This window comes from Bradyrhizobium sp. Gha, from assembly GCF_900113735.1.
Classification (GTDB): Bacteria; Pseudomonadota; Alphaproteobacteria; order Rhizobiales; family Xanthobacteraceae; genus Bradyrhizobium.
The window spans coordinates 1-17,347 of the sequence record NZ_FOQM01000070.1 but is presented as its reverse complement, the minus strand read 5'-3'; the positions used below and the strand labels follow the sequence as shown (position 1 = coordinate 17,347).

Here is a 17,347-nt window from a genome sequence, read left to right as displayed (position 1 = left end):
ATGCCGCTCGACATCGAAGTGCTTCGTTCAGCCGCGACTGACGTCAAGGACCAACTCCCAGTCCTGGAAACCGCTCAGGTGCGGGAATTTCGTGGCGGCATTCCGACGATGACCGCTGACGGCCATCATGTCCTCGGGCCAGCCCCCGGAGCAACAGGCTTCTATTTTGCTAGCGGGTGCAATGTCGCCGGCCTTTCGATCTCGCCAACGCTCGGAGAAGCACTTGCGAGTTGGATTATGCTTGGCAAGCCGCCCGTCGATCTCTCACCTATGTCTGTCATGCGCTTCCAGAACCAGTCGTGGTCTGAATCTCAATTGCAAAAGGAAGCCGCTTGGCAATATCGACACTTCTATGGTGCGGTCTGACGTCGGCAATGGGTCAAAATGCGAAGAACTCAGGTTGAGCAAATCTGGGCAGTCGGGGCGTAACTTCGAGATGGGCCAATTCCCGACTCATGCGCCGCAGCAACATGCCTTCATTCAATCACGTCGTCGGCAATGGCTAGCACGCCGGGCGGAAACGTGAGGCCAAGCGCCCTGGCGGTGTTGAGGTTCAGTACCAGCTCAAATTTGGTAGGCGCCTCGATAGGCAACTCAGATGGTTTTGCGCCCCTGAAGACTTTCTCCACGAGGCTTGCGGCCCGCCTATAAAGGTCGACATAGCTCACAGCATAGGCAAAGAGTCCTCCCGCGTTGACAAACTCTCTCGCCGAGTAAATCGCAGGTAACTTGTGTATCGCTGCCAGATCGATGATGAGTTGTCGATTGGGCCGAGTTGTTCCGTCGACCTTGACTAGGAGTGCGTCAAGCTTTTCGCTAACTGCTACGTCGAAAGCATGGCTAACATCTGCTGCACTTCGAACATCGAAAAGTATCGCGTCGATCATTAGTGATCGGGCGGCGATCTGCCCCTGTTGCCATTCCATTTCGAATGCGGGGTTTGAGTGATCTCCCAGAACCGCCATTCGCTTCATCCCTGGGACAACCTCCTTCAGTATCCCCAATCGCTTCGCCTCTAGTTCATAGACAACGGAGCTCATCCCGGTGAAATTCCCGCCGGGATGGGGGAGAGAGGCGGCAACTCCTATTCCTACCGGATCGACAACAGCGGACATCACCACTGGAATTGTGCTGGTGGCTTGCTTTACAGCAAGGGCCTCGGGCGTTCCCCTGAGGACGACAACGTCTGGATTGAGTCCTATGAGTTGCGCGACTAATTCCGGCAAACGTTCGTTGCGGCCACCGGCTGACCTGTAGTCGATTGTCAAATTTTTCCCCTCGACGTATCCGTACTCCCGCAGTTTTTCTAAAAACACGCCCATATTGGCCGAGTTGAGCTCGCGGCTGGCCGTGTCCAGCATGCCGACCCGCCAAACCTTGCCTACCTGCTGCGCGCGCGCCGCGAGCGGCCACGCAGTCGCCGCGCCCCCGACCAGCGTCATGAAATCGCGTCGTCTCATGCGCTCCTCCTCCAGGCGAGACCAACACGCTACCACATCGTCAAATGAGAGCCACATTTTGCATCACGACAAAACTGAGCGGCCAATGACTGCTCGGGGTCAAAATGCGAAGAACTCAGGTTGAAGCGCGGTAGGGACGGTCATTGCTGACCGCCCCCCGCCTAAATCCGTGCACGCGGAATTCCCGCAAAGGCTCCCACCTTGGGTGCATGACGGCGAAACGCTTGTCCGGATACGGGTGAAGGATACGCGGTTGAGGGAGCCAGTCGGCGGCTAACCTGTGCATTCGTTGCCATGAGAAGCGGTCCTTCTGGCCGCGCCGCCGCAGCGTGCGCAACCAGATGCGCGTCACATGATAATAGAATGCTCCCAGTGCGCGGCCGTTGGTCGGCACGGCATGGTACGCGAAGAAGCCTCTGACCACTTGCTTGAGCCACGCCCCTTGCTCGGGGATAGGTTCGTGCATGCGCCGTCGCAATTCCTCCTTGACCCTCTTGAGCGTTGCCCGCATGCGATCGCGTCGTGTTGTTCTTTTGACAAGGATGGCAGTGCCCGGTATGCTCCCCGATGCGTTCCCCTTGGCCCCCGCCCTTGGCCCCACCGGCTCCGCTGCCGTCGGGACCGCTTTGTTCGTCGGCTTCACAGCTACTATGGCAGAGTCTGACTTCTCGCGACCGTGCATCATCGGCTTCGGCTCCTCGCCTTCCCGATGCGGACCGGCGGCTGTTGCCGAGCGGTCGATCGCGAGATCTCCCGGTTCCCATGCAAGGAGCGTCTGCACATGCCAGGGTCTCTGACCACGCCGGGTCGTCCTGGCGCTCGCGATGACGCGCCTGGACGTGTTGCCTTCCGCCATTTGCACGGCGTCGGCACCCGGAATAGGACTCTTTCGCGGCTCGATGGCTGGCCTATGCGCCCCCCTGTCAACGCTTCGCCGAGACCCTCGCGGGCAACTGCGCATGACTCGGGGCCGATGTGGATCGCTACTCCTTCATCGTAAGAGACTTGCACTCTCTACTCCTTGCCGGTCTCCCGGCGCTTCGCAAATCTGGTCCTCTCCACCGCGATGACCGGACCTCCGACAGACACGGCGCAACTTCGCGGATGGGCCCGAAGGCGACATAGCATCGTTTTATTCGATGACTGCATCAGCCTGAGCGGTGAGCGTAGGCGGAATCTCCACTCCGAGCGCTTTTGCCGTTTTAAGATTGATCGCGAGGATGAATTTTGTCGGCTGGGCGAGCGGGATGTCTGCAACACGTGCGCCGCTAAGAGTTTGACCCGTCAGGTCTGCCAACTTTTCGGGGAAATCAGGGAAGTTGGCCGTATAAGCAATAGGCGCTTGGCCGTTTTGGACGAGGTCGGCCCACCAACTGATCGAAGGCAACCGATGCTTCAGCGCTAGTTCAAGTATAAGCTCTCTGTAAAGATAATTGGGAAAAAGCCCGTTGATCACAAGTGCGTCGGTGGATTGCTGAGCCATCGTCTCGAATGCCTGCCGGTATTCCGCTTCCCCTGCGGAATCCTCCACAGTCACGCCGGTGATCGATATCCCTGATTTGCGACCCGCCTCTTGAACCGCGCGCCCCCATGCCCCTTCCCAATCATAACGATTGGAGAGATAAGCAACACGCGATGCGGCAGGAACAGCCTGTCGTAGAAGATCAAGGTGCTTGCCCTGCATCTCGATCCCCGCGTCAAAGACGATACCAGTGATGTTGCCCTCGGGACGATTGATGTTCCGAACGATGCCGGAGTCCACAGATCCGATTGCAGTTACAATTGGTATTGTGGATGTCGCCTTCGCAACTTGCGCGATGAGCTGATGATTAAAGCTCACCACAATGACATCGGGATGCGTTTGCACCATCTTGCCTGCAATCGCCGCATAATTTTCCGCCCGACCATTACAGTTATAGCGCTCCACCACCAGGTTTTTGCCTTCGGTGTAACCAAGCTGCCCCAAACGGGTGAACATGGTCGACCAAACCCAATTTTCGATTGGGTGTGTTACTTCAGCGCCCTCGCAAACCGCCAACCGATAAACACGGTTTGGCTCTGCCGCCCAGACCGCGCCTGCTCCGCCGGTCGTCAATAATCCTGCTAAAAAATCGCGCCGTCTCATGCTGGTCTCCACTAGTTGGAACTGAAGCGTGCGACAGATAAAGCCTATCATTTTTTGTCCGCGTGCGAAGGCAAGAGACCGGCCTGAGCGCGATGTCCAAGCTGGGTCAATCGCAACGGTTTGGGTTGGTTTAAGTCAGGCCGGTCACCCCTGACAGCCGACATATCCTCGGCCGTCGGATGGGGCAGCGATGGACCAACAACCGACATTAAGCTTGCTTATTCGACCACTTCGTCGGCGAGCAGGAGCAGCTCATTTGGAACGGTGAGACCGATCGCCTTTGCGCTCTTGAGGTTGATGACGAGATAAAATCTGGTCGGTTGCTCGACGGGGATGTCCCCGGGGCTTGCGCCCCGCAAAATTTTGTCAATGACCTCGGCCGCGCGCCTGAACAAATCCGGGTAGTTTGGTCCATAGGACATGAGCGCTCCGGCTCGAGCTGTTTCGCTTATTGAGGCCGTCGTCGGTAACTTGGTATCCAGCACGAGTGAAGCGACGCGGGGGCGATTGCCATCTACTAGGCCAGCATCCGCCAGATAAACGGCATCAGCTTGGCTTTTGAAGGCGTCAAAGGCAGGCTCGAGATCGGCAGCTACACGAATGCCCCGCCTGAGGAGCGTGATTCCAAATTGGCCGGTAGCAGCCTCAACGTTGTCGGCTTCGCGCAAGCTTGGGGGGTAGTTTGCATCAAACAGGATTGCTAAGGTTCTGAGACCTGGAACGATTTGGCGAAGAAGCTCAACCCGCTTTTTTCCGATTTCGGCTTGTTGAACCGATATTCCAGTCACGTTGCTGCCAGGGTGCGCGAAGTCAACAATCAGCCCAGCCGCAACTGGGTCAACCGCAGGCACGAAAACAATCGGAATTGAAGCAGTTGCCTGTTTCACTACGACCGCAGCGCCTCCGTAGGTTGAGATCAGGTCAACCCTCTTGCTGATTAGCTCTGCGGCAATCTCTACGACGCGCTCTCGGCGCCCTTCGGACCACCGATACTCGACCTGCAGCGTGCGGCCGGCAATCCAGCCAAGCTGGCCCAGTCGCTCAACAAGAGCCGCTTGCCAGGGGCCAAACGCCGCCGGCGAGTTTCCAATGAGCGCGATCGTCCGAAGCGGCTGTTGCGCTCGCGACTGGGTCGCCCATATCGCGGAAGTCCCAAGAAGCAAAATAAAATCGCGGCGTCTCATTTCATCCCCCGCATTTTGCAGGAGCGGATTATTCTAAGCGGACCGCGCCAAGCCGCTGCCAGCCACGCACCGACCTCAATCGCTTTCTCTGTTTGGTCGTATTATCCTCCCCCTAGGCAAGGTCCGCAATGGGTCAACAGCGTCGATTTGACCAGCCGCGGGGCACTTCCGCTTTACCCCCGACCTCGGACTTCTCGCCGCAACGCCCTAACGGGAAGCGAAGTCAGTTGCCGACTCGAAATCAGTTGGGATGCACGTCTGCTCTGTCTATAGCGGACCTAGCTGGGCCACGAAAATCAGGCCTTCTCGCGAGCAAACCAGGGGTATGAGATACAGCCCTAGTCAAGACGCAAACGTAGCTGACAACCGTAGCTGCGACGATCGGAGATCCAATTTCCGCCATACTGGATCAACAAATTAAGCGCTTAAGTTTGGAGGAGCGGTGATCAGCAACAGTCTCTCTGCTTTGCACTAGACTTGGAGGGCCCCGGAGCTGGAGCTTTGGACACCCAGCTCTTCTGTACGATCAAGCACGCTGCAATACTCCGTCAGACTAAACACATTGGATTCCCGATCCCTACCGGGATTAAGTCAAGTTCACAACTTCAGTCAGATAACGCGAAAGGGACAACACGACCAAGAATACGCGACACTGCGCGATAGCAGCAGCCGCGCTACTCCCACTCTAGTCATTTCGAACGATGTTTCGTCGTTGTTTTGCAAGCACAAATTGTTAGCTCTGACGGACAAATCCCGACGGTATACCCGCCCGAATTTTTTGGTCTTGAGTTCACAGGAAAATTTGCGAGGCTCTGAGAGTTCGCACCTTCAGCAAGTATCGGAATCAATCTACGCAGTAGACGTACACCAACTTGAAGCGGCCTCCTTCCGGGCTTTCGCCCACTTCGAGCCAATACCGTCAGCAGTCACTCGGACAGGCCATCTATGATCCGGTTTGCGCCAGAGCTGCAGTCGTCGACACCTTCGGACCAGCTTCCATCTTTCTGGACGCCACAACGCGCAGCAACGCCCTGCCTGCGAAAGCAGGATCGCACTCAAACCTCAACCCAGCTTCGGAGGAGCACCCGGTTGACGTTCAATACTCATCCTCTGCTCCCGGTTTCGAAAGCACGAGCTACCGCTAGCAGTTTCCAGTCCTCATCGTGACCCCCGACGAGCATCAAGCCGACCGGGGCGCTTCCCGGCTCCTGGATCGGGATACTTATCGCAGGACGATCGAAATAATTGAATGGGGACGTATTCCTGATGAGTTGCGCGCGGATGCTACTTTCATCGCGCATGCAAGCCTCAATCGACGGGGCGATGATCGGGACGGTTGGCATGATCATGGCATCGAAGCACGCAGTCAGGCGACCGAGCTCGTGAGTCAGCGGTCCGCGACGCATCAGACAGTCAACGTATGCTGTCGCTGCGATGCGGTCGCCGGCCTCGATGCGAGCCCTCACATTCGGGTCGTACTCGGCGCCCCTTCGGCCGATCAGATTGCGGTGCCAGACCATCGCCTCGACTGCCTGGATTGTTGCGTTCGGATTCAGTGCCAAGAATGCTTCGAGCTGCGGCACATCGATCTCGAGAATTTTGGCACCTGCTCGGGATGCCATGTTACAGGCGCGCGTGAAAGCGCCCGCTACCTCCGAATCGAGCCCCTCCAGCATCTTTCCCTTGGGAATTGCGAGCCGGAGGCTGGAGAGATCACAGCCGTCTGTAGGCGCCGGCTCTTCACCGGCAATAACGCCGAACACTAACGCGCAATCTTCGACCGAGCGCGCCAGCGGTCCGACCGTGTCCAGGGTCATCGATAACGGAATCGCGCCGTCTCGAGGCACGCGACGCTGGGTCGGCTTGAAGCCTACCACTCCACAGAAGGCAGCCGGCACCCGGATAGATCCGACGGTATCCGATCCGATAGCTGCAACGGCCATACGATCGGCGACCGAAACCGCAGCTCCTGACGAAGATCCTCCTGGCGTACGCGCGCGGTCCCACGGATTGCCGGGGGTGCCAAAGTGCGGGTTCAACCCAACCGCCGAATAGGCAAACTGCGTCATGTTCGTGCGCCCGATCAAGACCGCGCCTGCTGATCTAAGTCTGCTAATTACAGGGGCGTCGCACGGAGCGGGCGGAGAGTCGTCCCGTGCCCTGGCGCCGGCCAGCGTGACCTCGTCTTTGACGTCGAATAGGTCCTTCACTGAAATTGGGAGTCCCGCGACCGGCGAGCAAGCCTCTCCAGCCCTTTCCGAATCGTCAAAAGCGGCTGCGGCAAGCCGCGCCTCCTGGTGCCAGACCTTGATGAATGTCCTGGCGCCCTCGCCTGCTGGATCATTGATGCGACCTAGGCAATCGTCCACGAGACCGATACTGCTGGCCTGTCCCGCGGACAAGGCAGCCCCCAGTGTTCGAATTTCCGACGCGCCGGATGGCAGTTCGTTCAGTTGTTCAGCGCGCTTCATTGGCGGACCACTCCTCGCTGAGGCCGCCGAGCAGCGGGTGGAACATTTCGTCGCCGGAATGTTGCGTGAACTCAACGTTCACCTGATCAGTCCGCAACTCCAGTATCTCTACGCACGCATTGACGAGCGCGCGTGCCAGCCGTTCCCGTTGCTCAGGCGGGCGTCCTTTCCGGATATCACACATCAGAAGGGCCGCCTCGTAGGGATCGCCTTCCGTGCAGCGCCAGATTCCGCCGTCGTGAAGCTCGCGAACAGCCACCGAGATCCGCCGGATATTCGCGTGCATGATATCGGCATAGATTTCGCCAAATCGCTTGGCGAGGCGCTGTTTCTGGTCCCTCGGGTAACGGATCGGCACGTCGATTTGCAGATAGGGCATCCTTCACCTCTTCAGTGCTGGCAAAACGCTAGGATTCGAGAGCCGTGGCACGCGAAGGTTTCACCGCGCGCCGGCTGGTATCCGTAGCTATCGAGGAAGCGCCGGGGCTCCACGGAAGCCGAGCAACTGATCGTACAGATCCGTACGACGGTCCCGCATCAGGTCGTTGAGCTTGTTCCAGATCGGCGCTGTCCGCGCCTCGACGACATCGATATCTGCGTACAAAATCGTATCCTCGTCAGGCCCGGCTATCCGGCCAATTGGCCAGCCATTAGTCCCTGCGATCAGAGAATTTCCCATAAAGCCCGCGCCGCGTTCGGTGCCGATCCGGTCCGCGGTTGCGATAAAGACGTTGTTCGCATGGGCCGCCGTCATGGTGAGATACGCCGCCATGCAGGTACCGCTTGCGTCATAGAGCGGCGGCGGAGTCCAAACCCAGCCGGTGGGAATGCAAATAATATCGGCGCCCAGCTGGCTCACGATGCGCGCAGCCTCCGGAAACCAGATGTCCCAGCATACCAAGAGCCCGATCCTGCCGATCCGCGTCTCGAAAACCGGAAAGCCCAGATTGCCTGGTGTGAAAAACAGTTTTTCCTCATTCCAGAGATGGGTCTTGCGATATTTGCCGATGTAACCCTCCGGCCCGACCAGCACCGCCGTGTCGAATAGCTGATAGCCCTCCAGTTCGGGCAGGCAGCCGACGACGTAGACCTGATGCTGTTTGGCGAAAGCCTCCCAGCCCCGAATTGTCCGTCCTTCAGGTACCGGCTCGGCATGAGCAAAGGCTTCGGCACGCGACTCGAAACAGTAGCCTGTAGTCGCTAATTCCGGGAGCACGATCAGGTTTGCGCCATCCGAAACCGCCTTCTGCAGGCGCTTGCGAACGGCAGCCTCGTTCGCCTCCAGATTTTCCAGGCCTACCTGTGGATTGAACTGGACGACCGCTACTCGTGCGGCACTCTTGCGCTTGATCGCAGCGTCCCGTTCGGGGGACCCGGCAGTTGCAGTTGTCATATGTCGATACTCCGATGTCGATTGGTTCGATTATCGAACCACTTGCGCGAACGCTTGTCTAGTCCTATTTTAGAACCAGTTACGAATTTGCGAGCGAGCATGAAGAGAACGAGCTTGGGGCGGGTGGAATGTCCAGTGGCAAGGGCTTTGGACGAAATTGGTGACTGGTGGTCCTTGCTGATCATCCGCGACGCGTTCGACGGGATGCGGCGATTTAGTGAATTCCAGAAGAGCCTCGGCATCTCGAAGGGCATTCTGACGGCGCGCCTCAAACATCTGGTCGCGATCGACGTTCTCCAGACGGCGCCGATCTCCGACGAAGGCGGCTACCAGGAGTATGTGTTGACGAAAAAAGGCCGGGACCTCTTTCTGGTAACCGTAAGCCTGCGGCAATGGGCCGAGGACCACTGCTTCGGCAAGACGGAACGTCGCTCGACCCTGATGGAGACAGCGAGCGGCAAACGTGTCCCGAGGCTCGCGCTACAAGGGCGGGATGGCAAGGAGCTCGACTCGTCCATGACTTTCGTCCGTAAGGCAGCAGACCTGGACGACTCCCGCGCGCCGCGGAAGGCCGGAGTGCTCCGTACTGCAGAGCGCTGATCAAGCTGAAGTCATGTCACGGGAGCGTACTCCATCGCGCGCGAATGTCGCAGAAGATCGGTGCGCACAACGTCACGAGGCTCCTGAAGCAAGACTTTGCGCCAGGCACGAGGGCCCGGCCTCTCGGCCAGAGGCGGGTCCTTTCGGCTCGTTTCTGGCCGGCTGCCGCCAATAATCGAATTCGACTTTAAGTCATCGACCAAGCGCCTAAATGTCGCTCGATGCGATGATTGCGTCTGCCACCGATGCGATCGTTGTGTTCGAGTTCATCGCCTTCTCCCGCAGTCGGCGATAGGCTTCCTCTTCCGAGATATTGCGTGTGGTGGTGAGAATCTCGACGGCTCTCTCGATTTTTCGCCGAGCTTTCAGGGTCTCATCCAGTGACTTGATCCGTTGTTTCAGGCGCGCCTCATGGCTGGCGAGACTGACAGCTGTCGTGAGTGCTGCCAGGATACCGAAGATCCGGATTGGTTTGGAGATTACGCCGTGAACATTCAGACTATGGAGTTCACTGAGTATCTCCGGTGTCTCGAATGCGATGATGCCGATTCGTGCAACGGCGTCGCACTTGGTCATCCAGCCCGGGGTCTTGGTATCGCGGCTCGGGTTCACGAGGAACAGGACGACATCTACATAGGGGGGCAATGCCTCGGGCGCGGGCCAGACACCTTCAACCTGGCAACCGATACGTTTGATATGAGCGAGAAACAGCGTGCGCTCCTCGTCGTCCGGATGGATTACGAGAACACGCATCCGACGCAACCGCCGAAGCAGATCTTCGTCCTTCAGCGAAATGCGATCGGTCATCTCGAGCATCACGCAACTAGGGAACGGTCGTACGAGACCAGATAGGGATCAGGTCGAACTACCCCCGGGCTCTTCCACACAATCTCAAAGTCACCTTTCTCGGAGGCCCGGCCGATCATCGGCCGCAGCACGAAATGATTATTGTCGAGGTCGATCGCCTTGTCTCCTGCAGGTCCCTTGAACACGGCGCCGGAAAGGATTGGCAGAATGGACTCGCTATCGGAGTCTCCGGCCTGCCGGACCGCATCAGCAAACATGTGGACGAGCACATAGCAGACCTCGGTATAGACTCCGGGCACTTTGTCCAGGCCATATCGCTTTTGATAGGCAGCTACGAATTCCAGATTCTGCGGAGTGTTCAGCGAACCAAAATAGGTCAACGCCGATAGATGCCCCGCACGCGCCTCAGGCGACATGCGGCTCAGTTCTGATTCCGTTGTGGTCAGCGACGCGATTGGAACGTTGCCTCCTTTCTGGACCATGCTGAAGGCCTCGTACAGGGAGACGGTATCCTCGCCAACTACCGTCGAAATAATGGCCTGCGGTTCCCTCGCGACGAGGTGCTCAAGGGATGGCTCGAAACGTCCCTTTGTGGTCGCAAAAGGAAGGTAAATCTCACCAACGGCCCTGCCGCCGCTTTCCGTGAGAAATTCCTTGACGAGGCGGTTGATCTCGCGCGCATACAGGGTATCGGAGCCGATAAGGCCGATGTCCTTCCCGCAATGGGTGAATAGATACTCAAGCAGCGGGACAATCACCTGGTTCGGAACGGCACCTCCGTAAAGCACATTCGGTGAATATTCGAAGCCCTCGTAGACAGATGGGTAGAGCAGCACGCCATTGTAGCGCTCGACCACGGGCAAGACCCTCTTTCGGCTGGTCGACAGGCAGCAGCCGATGATCGCGCTGACGCGCTGCCGAAGCAGGAGGTCAGTTGCCAATTCCTCATATCGCCGGTCATCGCCGGCGGGATTGACGATCACCGGCTCGAGACGGCGACCATCGATTCCACCCCTTCTGTTGATCTCATCACAGGCGATCAGAACGCCTTCAATATGCGCATTCTCCGTCACAGCCATCGGTCCTGTCTGTGAGAAGAGCACGCCAAGTTTGACCGTCCCTCTGTCCATCATCATGCGTCCGCGTTGATCCGCCGGTCCATCCAGCGTGCGATGGCCAGAAGACGTTCGTCCTGACCATACCGTCCCATCAGCATCATGCCGATAGGGAGCCCTTCGGGCGAACTCCCGCAGGGGATGGAAATGCATGGAAGCCCAGCGAGGTTTCCCAGCCAACAGAACCAGGTCATGCTGTCCTGCGTCGTAACTCGCCGGCCGCCAAAGCTCTGCCAGCCATCCCCGATCCGCGGAGCGACGACCGGCAGGGTCGGAAGTACGAGCGCATCCCAATCGCCGAGTCCGTTCAATTGCGTGGTCAGTTGGCCACGAATTCGTTGCGCTTTCAACAGCTCGACGCCTGAGATCCGGGTTCCGGCCTCGAGATGCGCACGTGTCACGGCTGTGAAGCCTGATGGATTCCGGGCGAGCAGTTCGGCATGGTATGAGGAGGCTTCGCAATGCAAGATCGCTTCCCATGCGGCGAAGCAGGTCGACACTCCCTCCAGATCGCGATTCGCAACGTCTGCGCCCGAGCGTCGAAGCGCCGACAAAAGGCCTCGATCGACGTCGTCCGAGCGTTCCAAACCGTCGCCGACCAGATTGATCAGGCTTGGCTTGTCAACGGGCCCGACTCGTCCGAAAGCTGGAGAGTGCAATGTGGCGGGATCGTTCCGATCCTCTCCGCAGATGAACGGCATGAGGTGGATGATGTCGTCGAGCGCCGCCGTGATCGGCCCTGGGGCATCGAGGGACCAACTGAGTGGAAGGACGCCATGGCGTGAGGCACGGCCATAACTTGGCTTGAACCCGTAGACGCCACAGGCGCTGGACGGGATTCGAATCGAGCCCCCGGTGTCGCTGCCGAGTGCAGCTGCCACGATGCCGGCCGCGACTGCAGCACCGGAGCCGCCGCTGCTGCCTCCGGTAATGTGGTCAATATTGCGAGGATTTCGGGTCGCGCCAAAACTCGAAGTTGAGTTTGTCGCGCCATATGCCCATTCATGCATGTTGGTCTTCGCAAATATGACTGCCCCCGCCTTGCGAAGATTTGCAACGATTGTGGCGTCAAGCCCCAGGCGCTCGAGCGGCAATGCGTTGGAACATGCGGTAGTGGGATAGTCTTCTGTCAGGTAGTTATCCTTGATAGCGATCGGTACTCCGTCGATCGGGCTCATAGCCCTGCCCTGCCGCCGCCGCTCATCCGCCGCTCCTGCTTGCCGCATCACATGGTCGGCATCCAGGGCAACGAAAGCATTAAGTTCGGGGTGACGTGCGGCCTGCTGGAGGGCACTGCCGGCGAGTTCCGAGGACGAGTTGAGGCCGCACGCAAGTGCCTCGATCTGTTGGGTAAGGGTCTGTATCACGGCTAAATCGCATCCTGGATCCGGGGAGTGAAGAGGTGGGACGGTTCGGGCGCGATCAGGCGATTGTCGCAAACGAGGCCTTCACGGATGCGCTGCAGGGTGGCAGTAACCTGCCTCAGCTGTTCCTCGCTTAATCCTGATGGGTCGGGCATCTTGTGCATCGTCATACTCCGAGCAGCTGTTGCTGTAGTTCCTTGTTGGTCCGCAGACTCTCGCGGTCAGTCTCAAGCCGCACGCTGCCCTTCTCCATGACGTAGGCGCGTGTTGCGATCGAAAGGCAAAAATCAAGATCCTGTTCTGCGACCAGAATGGCGACCCCGCGCTCGCGATTGATGCGCTTCAGGATACCGGCCATCTCGTCGATAATGGACGGCTGGACGCCCTCGGTTGGCTCGTCGAGGAGCAAAATTTTCGGCCTTGTCGCAAGGGCTCGGGCAAGAGCAAGCACCTGTTGCTGCCCGCCAGACAGGCCGCCGGCAAGATCATCTGCCTTCGGGCGGAGCATCGGAAAGTCTCGCAAGGCGGCTTCCACTGCCGGTCGACCGCTGTGGCCATTGGCTTCGGCAGCGACCGCTATATTCTCGGTGACCGTCATCCTGGGGAAGACATACCGGCCTTGCGGGACATAGCCGACGCCCGCCTTCGCGCGCCTCGCCGGCGCTTCGGGAGCGTTGTGGCCATCGATTTCGACATGGCCAGAGAAAGCCGGAGTCAAGGCCATCGCAAAGCGCATCAGCGTGGATTTCCCAACGCCGTTGCGTCCCAACAGCGCGACGATCTCGGCCCTGTCCACCGCGATCGACACGTCGCGGATGATGACAGTCTTCCCGTATCCGCCGGTCGCGTTGACAATCCTAAACATGCTCGCGCCTCCCGAGATAGATGTCGAGAACGCGGTCGTCCGCGCGCAGTGCGGCAATGTCGCCTTCGGCAAAGACCCGGCCCTGGTGGAGCACTGTCACGTGACCTTCGAGTGTCCTGACGAACTCCATATCGTGTTCCACCACAATCACGGTCGTATGCCGTGCGAGCGTACGTACGAGAGCCGAGAGCTCGCGTGTTTCCTCGTTCGTCATACCTGCCGCCGGTTCGTCGAGCAGTACGATGCGCGGAGCGAGACACAGCACCATGCCGATGTCGAGCCACTGCTGCTGCCCGTGCGATAGCGCCGAAGCCTGGACTTTCGCCTGCCGCTCGAAACCCGACATGGCGAGGATCTTGCGGCTGACATCGAGCGCTGCCTGCGTGTTGCCGGTGCGTGCAAAGGCCGCAATCGAGAGGTTTTCGAGGACTGTCAGCTCGCCGAAGACCTGTGGCTTCTGGTTCTTCACGCCGACACCCTGGTGGACACGCTCGAAGATCGGCGCATTCGTCGCATCGCTCTCGCCGACCGTCACTGATCCGGCCTCGGGCATGTAGATGCCGACGCAGGCCTTCAGGTACGAACTTTTCCCCGCGCCGTTGGGCCCAATCAGCGAATACGGCCGCCCGGGTTCGAAGGTGCGCGTTACCTTGTTGACGGGGATGACGCCACCGAAGCGCTTATAGAGAGCGACGGTCGCAAGACGCTTCGCCGGCCCTGCCCGCTCCGCGGCTTCAACAAGAATGCCTTCCAGCACCTCGGGATCAATCGACACGGGGCCAGCATCCCGCGCTGCTGCATTCGGGTCTGGAAGCGTCCTCCGCCAGAGCTCGCCCATTGCGCCTACCAGCCCGTTCTTCAGGAAGAGAACAAGCAAAATCAGGACGACGCCGAGGATCAGCGTCGTCTGGCCGCCAACGGCCCCGCCGCCCAGATAGTAGGACAGGCCGCCGATCGCGAATGCACCGACAAAGGCGCCCGCCAGCGTACCGAGACCACCGACCAGAACATAGATTGGTACAAGGAGCGCCTCCTGAACCGAGAAAACAGAGGGGTTGAGGTAATTCGCCCAAGCCCCGAACATCGCGCCCGCGAGGCCGGCGATCGCTCCTGCGAGCGAAAAAATGGCGACCTGGTATTTGCGAATATCGTAGCCGAGAAGTTCCGTCTTCTGCGGGTCGATGCGAATGCAGTCGATCACGCGACCGAACGTGCCGTTCATCAACCACCAGCACAGGAAGTAAATGGCAGCCGACACGATGACGACCGTGACGAATACTTCGACCGGCCCGAGTGCTTCCGTCCCTTGCCCGAATCCGAGGACCACACCCGGGATGTTCGAGAGGCCATTGTCGCCGCCGACCACCGCCTGTCCGAACGTCACCTTGAAGGATTGCGTCAGCGACCACAACAGCAGCGTGAAAGTGTAGGAAAGGATCGTCGCCTGCAATGGTCCCATTCGCGCAAGGAAGATGATCGCACCGAGCGCAGCCGCGCTGGCAGCGCCGAAGGCCGCGCCAGCGGGAAGGCTCCAGACCAGCGTATCGCCTGTCAGCGGCGCCATGTTGATCGCAAGAATGCTGCCGACATAGCCTCCAAGGCCATAGAAGGCCGTTTGTCCGAGGGACAGAAGGCCGCCTCGCCCCCAGACGAGATCGAGGCTGAGGCCGAGCAATCCAAAGATCACCCAGGATGTGGCGACATACGCGAGATAGGGATCGATGAAGCTCGCCGCTGCAAGCGCTCCGCCGGTTGCCAGAATCGGGAAGATCAGGCCGGCGCGCTGGTAGAGCTTTTCCGACAGGCTCATAGCGCGACTCACCTCTTGCGCCACCTTGCCGCGATCTTGAGCGGGTAAGGCCAAGGCCGAAATGCCGTGATCCTTTACAGACAGATTCATAGCACGTCTCACATCTTGCTGCGCCAGTTGGCCGTAATCCCGAGCGGATAGAGCCAGAGGAGGAATGCGGTGATCAGAAAGAAGAAAGCGTCGCCCGCGACCGAAGTCAGGAAGCTTGCCGTCACGGAGGCGCCACCGCCGAGACCAATCGCCGTCAGCACGCTGCCGGTCAACGTCACCGGCCCGGCGACCACGACCGTGAGAAACGCCTTGATGACGAAGGCGAAACCCATGGAAGGGGTCGCCGGGACAATTGGCAGCAGAACGGCACCAGCAAAACCTGCAAGACCGCATCCGATCGCAAACGTGAGCGTATTGACGCGGTACGACTCAATGCCGATTGCGCGTGCCATCTCCGGCATCTGAATCGCCGCGCGAGCCTTCATGCCGTATACCGTGCGCGTCATAAGGACGTAGACGAAAAGTGCCGCAAGCGCGGCCACGCCGGTCATCAGGAGCGGATAGCCTGCGAGGCTGTAATTGCCGATCTTTACGCTGAACTGAGGCATGCCGATGCCAGGCGTAACCGTACCGAAAATCAGAACCGCAAGCTGGTAGAATGCGATACTGAGACCCCAGGTCGCGAGCATCGTGTCAAACAGGCGCCCATAGAGGCGCCGAATGATGAGCACCTCGACAGCCGCGCCGATGGCCATGGTGACAAGAACGGCAACCGGAATCGCTAGAACAAAGGGAATGCCATGTTGAGTGGCCGTCAGGGCTGCATAGGCCCCGATCATCAGGAACTCGCCGTGCGCGAGGTTGATAACCCCCATCAGGCCGAATACGACCGCAAGGCCGATCGTCGCGATCAGGAGGATCGAGGCGCTTGAGAGCGAGGACAGAAGCACTGTCGCCAGATAATCGAGTTCCATGATTCCTTTCCTCCAAAGGGCGCGCCGTTGATCGAGGCGCGCCCTGCCTGGTTACTACTTGCTGTCTGGTGCAAAGTGCTGGGCGAGTGTGGGGTTCGCCATCAGGTCGCACTTCTCGTTCTCGTAGCCCGGCGCGACATCCTTGAAAGTCTCGAGGACCTTGAAGCTGTGCCTGTCGTCGCCTTCCACGATGTAGATGTTCTGGCGCAGATGATGCGACTTCGGCTCGAGCGTCACACTGCCGTTCGGCGCTTCGAAGCTCAGGCCGCTTTCGAGCGCCGCGATCACCGGAGCGGCCTGAGCGGTGCCGGCCTTGTTGACTGCCGCCGCCCACAGATGCACGGCGTTCCAGATGTCGACCGCCTCCGAGATGATAGGCGTGTCGCTGCCGTACTTCGCGGTCCACAGCTTCACGAACCCGGCATTGGTCGGATTATCGACGACCTGGAAATAGCCCTGGTCCGCGATGAGGCCCTTGCCGGCGGCCGGCGACACGACGACTTGCTGGTTGCCCGAGCCGTAGTTCGTCGAGACGACGCCGATCCTGTCCTTGAGGCCGGCGGCAGCGAACTGCTCGAGGAAGCCGGTCTGGTTGGCGCCGACCGGCAGCGCAACGACGAAGTCCGGCCTGACCGACTGGATCTTCTGGATGGTCGGCGCGTAGTCGGTGACCGTCAGCGCCAGGAAGTCCTCGCCCACGACTTCCGCGCTGGCCTTCTTCGCATATTCCTTGACCCAGTGCGCCGAGATCGTCCCAAAATTGTAATCGGGCGCCATGATGTAGATTCGCTTGCCGTATTTCCTCACCGCCCAATCGATGAGCACTGACAATTGCTGCGAGGCGGAAGGCCCCGTGACGAAGGTCTGCTTGTCGCAGGCGCCGCCTTCGTAGAGCGATCCATAGAAGTAAGGGATGTTGGCCTTGCGGACGATCGGCCGGATCGCCTCGCGCGACGAGCTGGTGAGACCGGCGAACAGTGCACTCACGCGATCCCGCAGGATCACCGTGTTCGCGTATTGCGTATACTTGCTTAGCTCCGACTGCGCGTCGTAGCCGACAACCTCGATCGGCTTCCCGAGCACACCGCCATTGGCATTGATTGTATCGACGGCCAGCTTCAGCGCATTGTTCTGCTGAATGCCGTAGATATTGAGACCGCCGGTCAGGTCAAAAATCGCACCGATCTT

17 protein-coding genes are annotated in these 17,347 nt (G+C 59.2%); 2 read left to right on the top strand and 15 right to left on the bottom strand.

Annotated features, from left to right (window positions below; translation table 11 throughout):
* Positions 1-366, top strand: a 366-nt coding sequence (locus BM222_RS38995) for an FAD-dependent oxidoreductase (protein ID WP_143106204.1), incomplete at its 5' end; no start/stop codon positions are given.
* 110 nt (positions 367-476) lie between these two features.
* Here the strand turns inward: BM222_RS38995 and BM222_RS38990 are convergent.
* The 7 genes from BM222_RS38990 to BM222_RS38955 form a co-directional block, all read right to left on the bottom strand.
* Positions 477-1,460 carry an ABC transporter substrate-binding protein gene (locus tag BM222_RS38990; protein ID WP_177243745.1) on the bottom strand — a complete coding sequence of 328 codons (984 nt, stop codon included), beginning with the start codon at positions 1,458-1,460 and terminating at the stop codon, positions 477-479.
* A gap of 115 nt (positions 1,461-1,575) precedes the next feature.
* The gene (locus tag BM222_RS40740) at positions 1,576-1,926 is read right to left on the bottom strand and encodes a hypothetical protein (RefSeq protein WP_143106203.1); all 351 of its coding nucleotides are present in this window, start codon (positions 1,924-1,926) and stop codon (positions 1,576-1,578) included.
* Positions 1,927-2,592: 666 nt separating this feature from the next.
* On the bottom strand, positions 2,593-3,585 hold the full coding sequence (locus BM222_RS38975; RefSeq protein WP_177243744.1) for an ABC transporter substrate-binding protein: 993 nt from the start codon (positions 3,583-3,585) through the stop codon (positions 2,593-2,595).
* A 218-nt stretch (positions 3,586-3,803) separates the two neighbouring features.
* Positions 3,804-4,769, bottom strand: coding sequence for an ABC transporter substrate-binding protein (locus tag BM222_RS38970; RefSeq protein ID WP_092239904.1), 966 nt, complete (start codon positions 4,767-4,769; stop codon positions 3,804-3,806).
* A gap of 1,103 nt (positions 4,770-5,872) precedes the next feature.
* Positions 5,873-7,240: an amidase gene (locus tag BM222_RS38965; RefSeq protein ID WP_092239903.1), complete on the bottom strand. Its 1,368-nt coding sequence runs from the start codon at positions 7,238-7,240 to the stop codon at positions 5,873-5,875.
* Positions 7,227-7,619 carry a tautomerase family protein gene (locus BM222_RS38960; protein WP_092239902.1) on the bottom strand — a complete coding sequence of 131 codons (393 nt, stop codon included), beginning with the start codon at positions 7,617-7,619 and terminating at the stop codon, positions 7,227-7,229. Before BM222_RS38960 ends, BM222_RS38965 begins: the two co-directional genes overlap by 14 nt.
* An 87-nt stretch (positions 7,620-7,706) precedes the next feature.
* Positions 7,707-8,633 carry a nitrilase family protein gene (locus tag BM222_RS38955; RefSeq protein ID WP_092239901.1) on the bottom strand — a complete coding sequence of 309 codons (927 nt, stop codon included), beginning with the start codon at positions 8,631-8,633 and terminating at the stop codon, positions 7,707-7,709.
* A gap of 99 nt (positions 8,634-8,732) precedes the next feature.
* Between BM222_RS38955 and BM222_RS38950 the strand changes: the two genes are divergently transcribed.
* Positions 8,733-9,233 (top strand): winged helix-turn-helix transcriptional regulator, encoded by a 501-nt coding sequence (locus BM222_RS38950; protein WP_092239900.1) that lies wholly within the window; start codon positions 8,733-8,735, stop codon positions 9,231-9,233.
* A gap of 207 nt (positions 9,234-9,440) precedes the next feature.
* On the opposite strand, the gene BM222_RS38945 is transcribed toward BM222_RS38950, so the two are convergent.
* The 8 genes from BM222_RS38945 to BM222_RS38915 form a co-directional block, all read right to left on the bottom strand.
* A complete protein-coding gene (locus tag BM222_RS38945; protein WP_092239911.1) occupies positions 9,441-10,040 on the bottom strand; it encodes an ANTAR domain-containing response regulator in 600 nt (199 codons plus the stop codon).
* Between the two features lie 8 nt (positions 10,041-10,048).
* The gene (locus tag BM222_RS38940) at positions 10,049-11,176 is read right to left on the bottom strand and encodes a transporter substrate-binding domain-containing protein (RefSeq protein ID WP_210188546.1); all 1,128 of its coding nucleotides are present in this window, start codon (positions 11,174-11,176) and stop codon (positions 10,049-10,051) included.
* Positions 11,173-12,522 carry an amidase gene (locus tag BM222_RS38935; protein WP_092239899.1) on the bottom strand — a complete coding sequence of 450 codons (1,350 nt, stop codon included), beginning with the start codon at positions 12,520-12,522 and terminating at the stop codon, positions 11,173-11,175. The genes BM222_RS38940 and BM222_RS38935 overlap by 4 nt, the downstream gene beginning before the upstream one ends.
* Before the next feature lie 2 nt (positions 12,523-12,524).
* Positions 12,525-12,683: a hypothetical protein gene (locus BM222_RS41655; RefSeq protein WP_177243743.1), complete on the bottom strand. Its 159-nt coding sequence runs from the start codon at positions 12,681-12,683 to the stop codon at positions 12,525-12,527.
* Positions 12,684-12,685: 2 nt separating this feature from the next.
* The gene (locus BM222_RS38930; RefSeq protein WP_210188545.1) at positions 12,686-13,327 is read right to left on the bottom strand and encodes an ABC transporter ATP-binding protein; all 642 of its coding nucleotides are present in this window, start codon (positions 13,325-13,327) and stop codon (positions 12,686-12,688) included.
* A gap of 49 nt (positions 13,328-13,376) precedes the next feature.
* Positions 13,377-15,284 (bottom strand): ABC transporter permease subunit, encoded by a 1,908-nt coding sequence (locus tag BM222_RS38925; RefSeq protein WP_210188544.1) that lies wholly within the window; start codon positions 15,282-15,284, stop codon positions 13,377-13,379.
* 8 nt (positions 15,285-15,292) lie between these two features.
* Positions 15,293-16,159, bottom strand: a complete 867-nt coding sequence (locus tag BM222_RS38920) for an ABC transporter permease subunit (protein ID WP_092239896.1) — start codon at positions 16,157-16,159, stop codon at positions 15,293-15,295.
* Between the two features lie 54 nt (positions 16,160-16,213).
* Positions 16,214-17,347: urea ABC transporter substrate-binding protein (locus BM222_RS38915; protein ID WP_143106202.1), on the bottom strand; the 1,134-nt coding region annotated here is incomplete at its 5' end.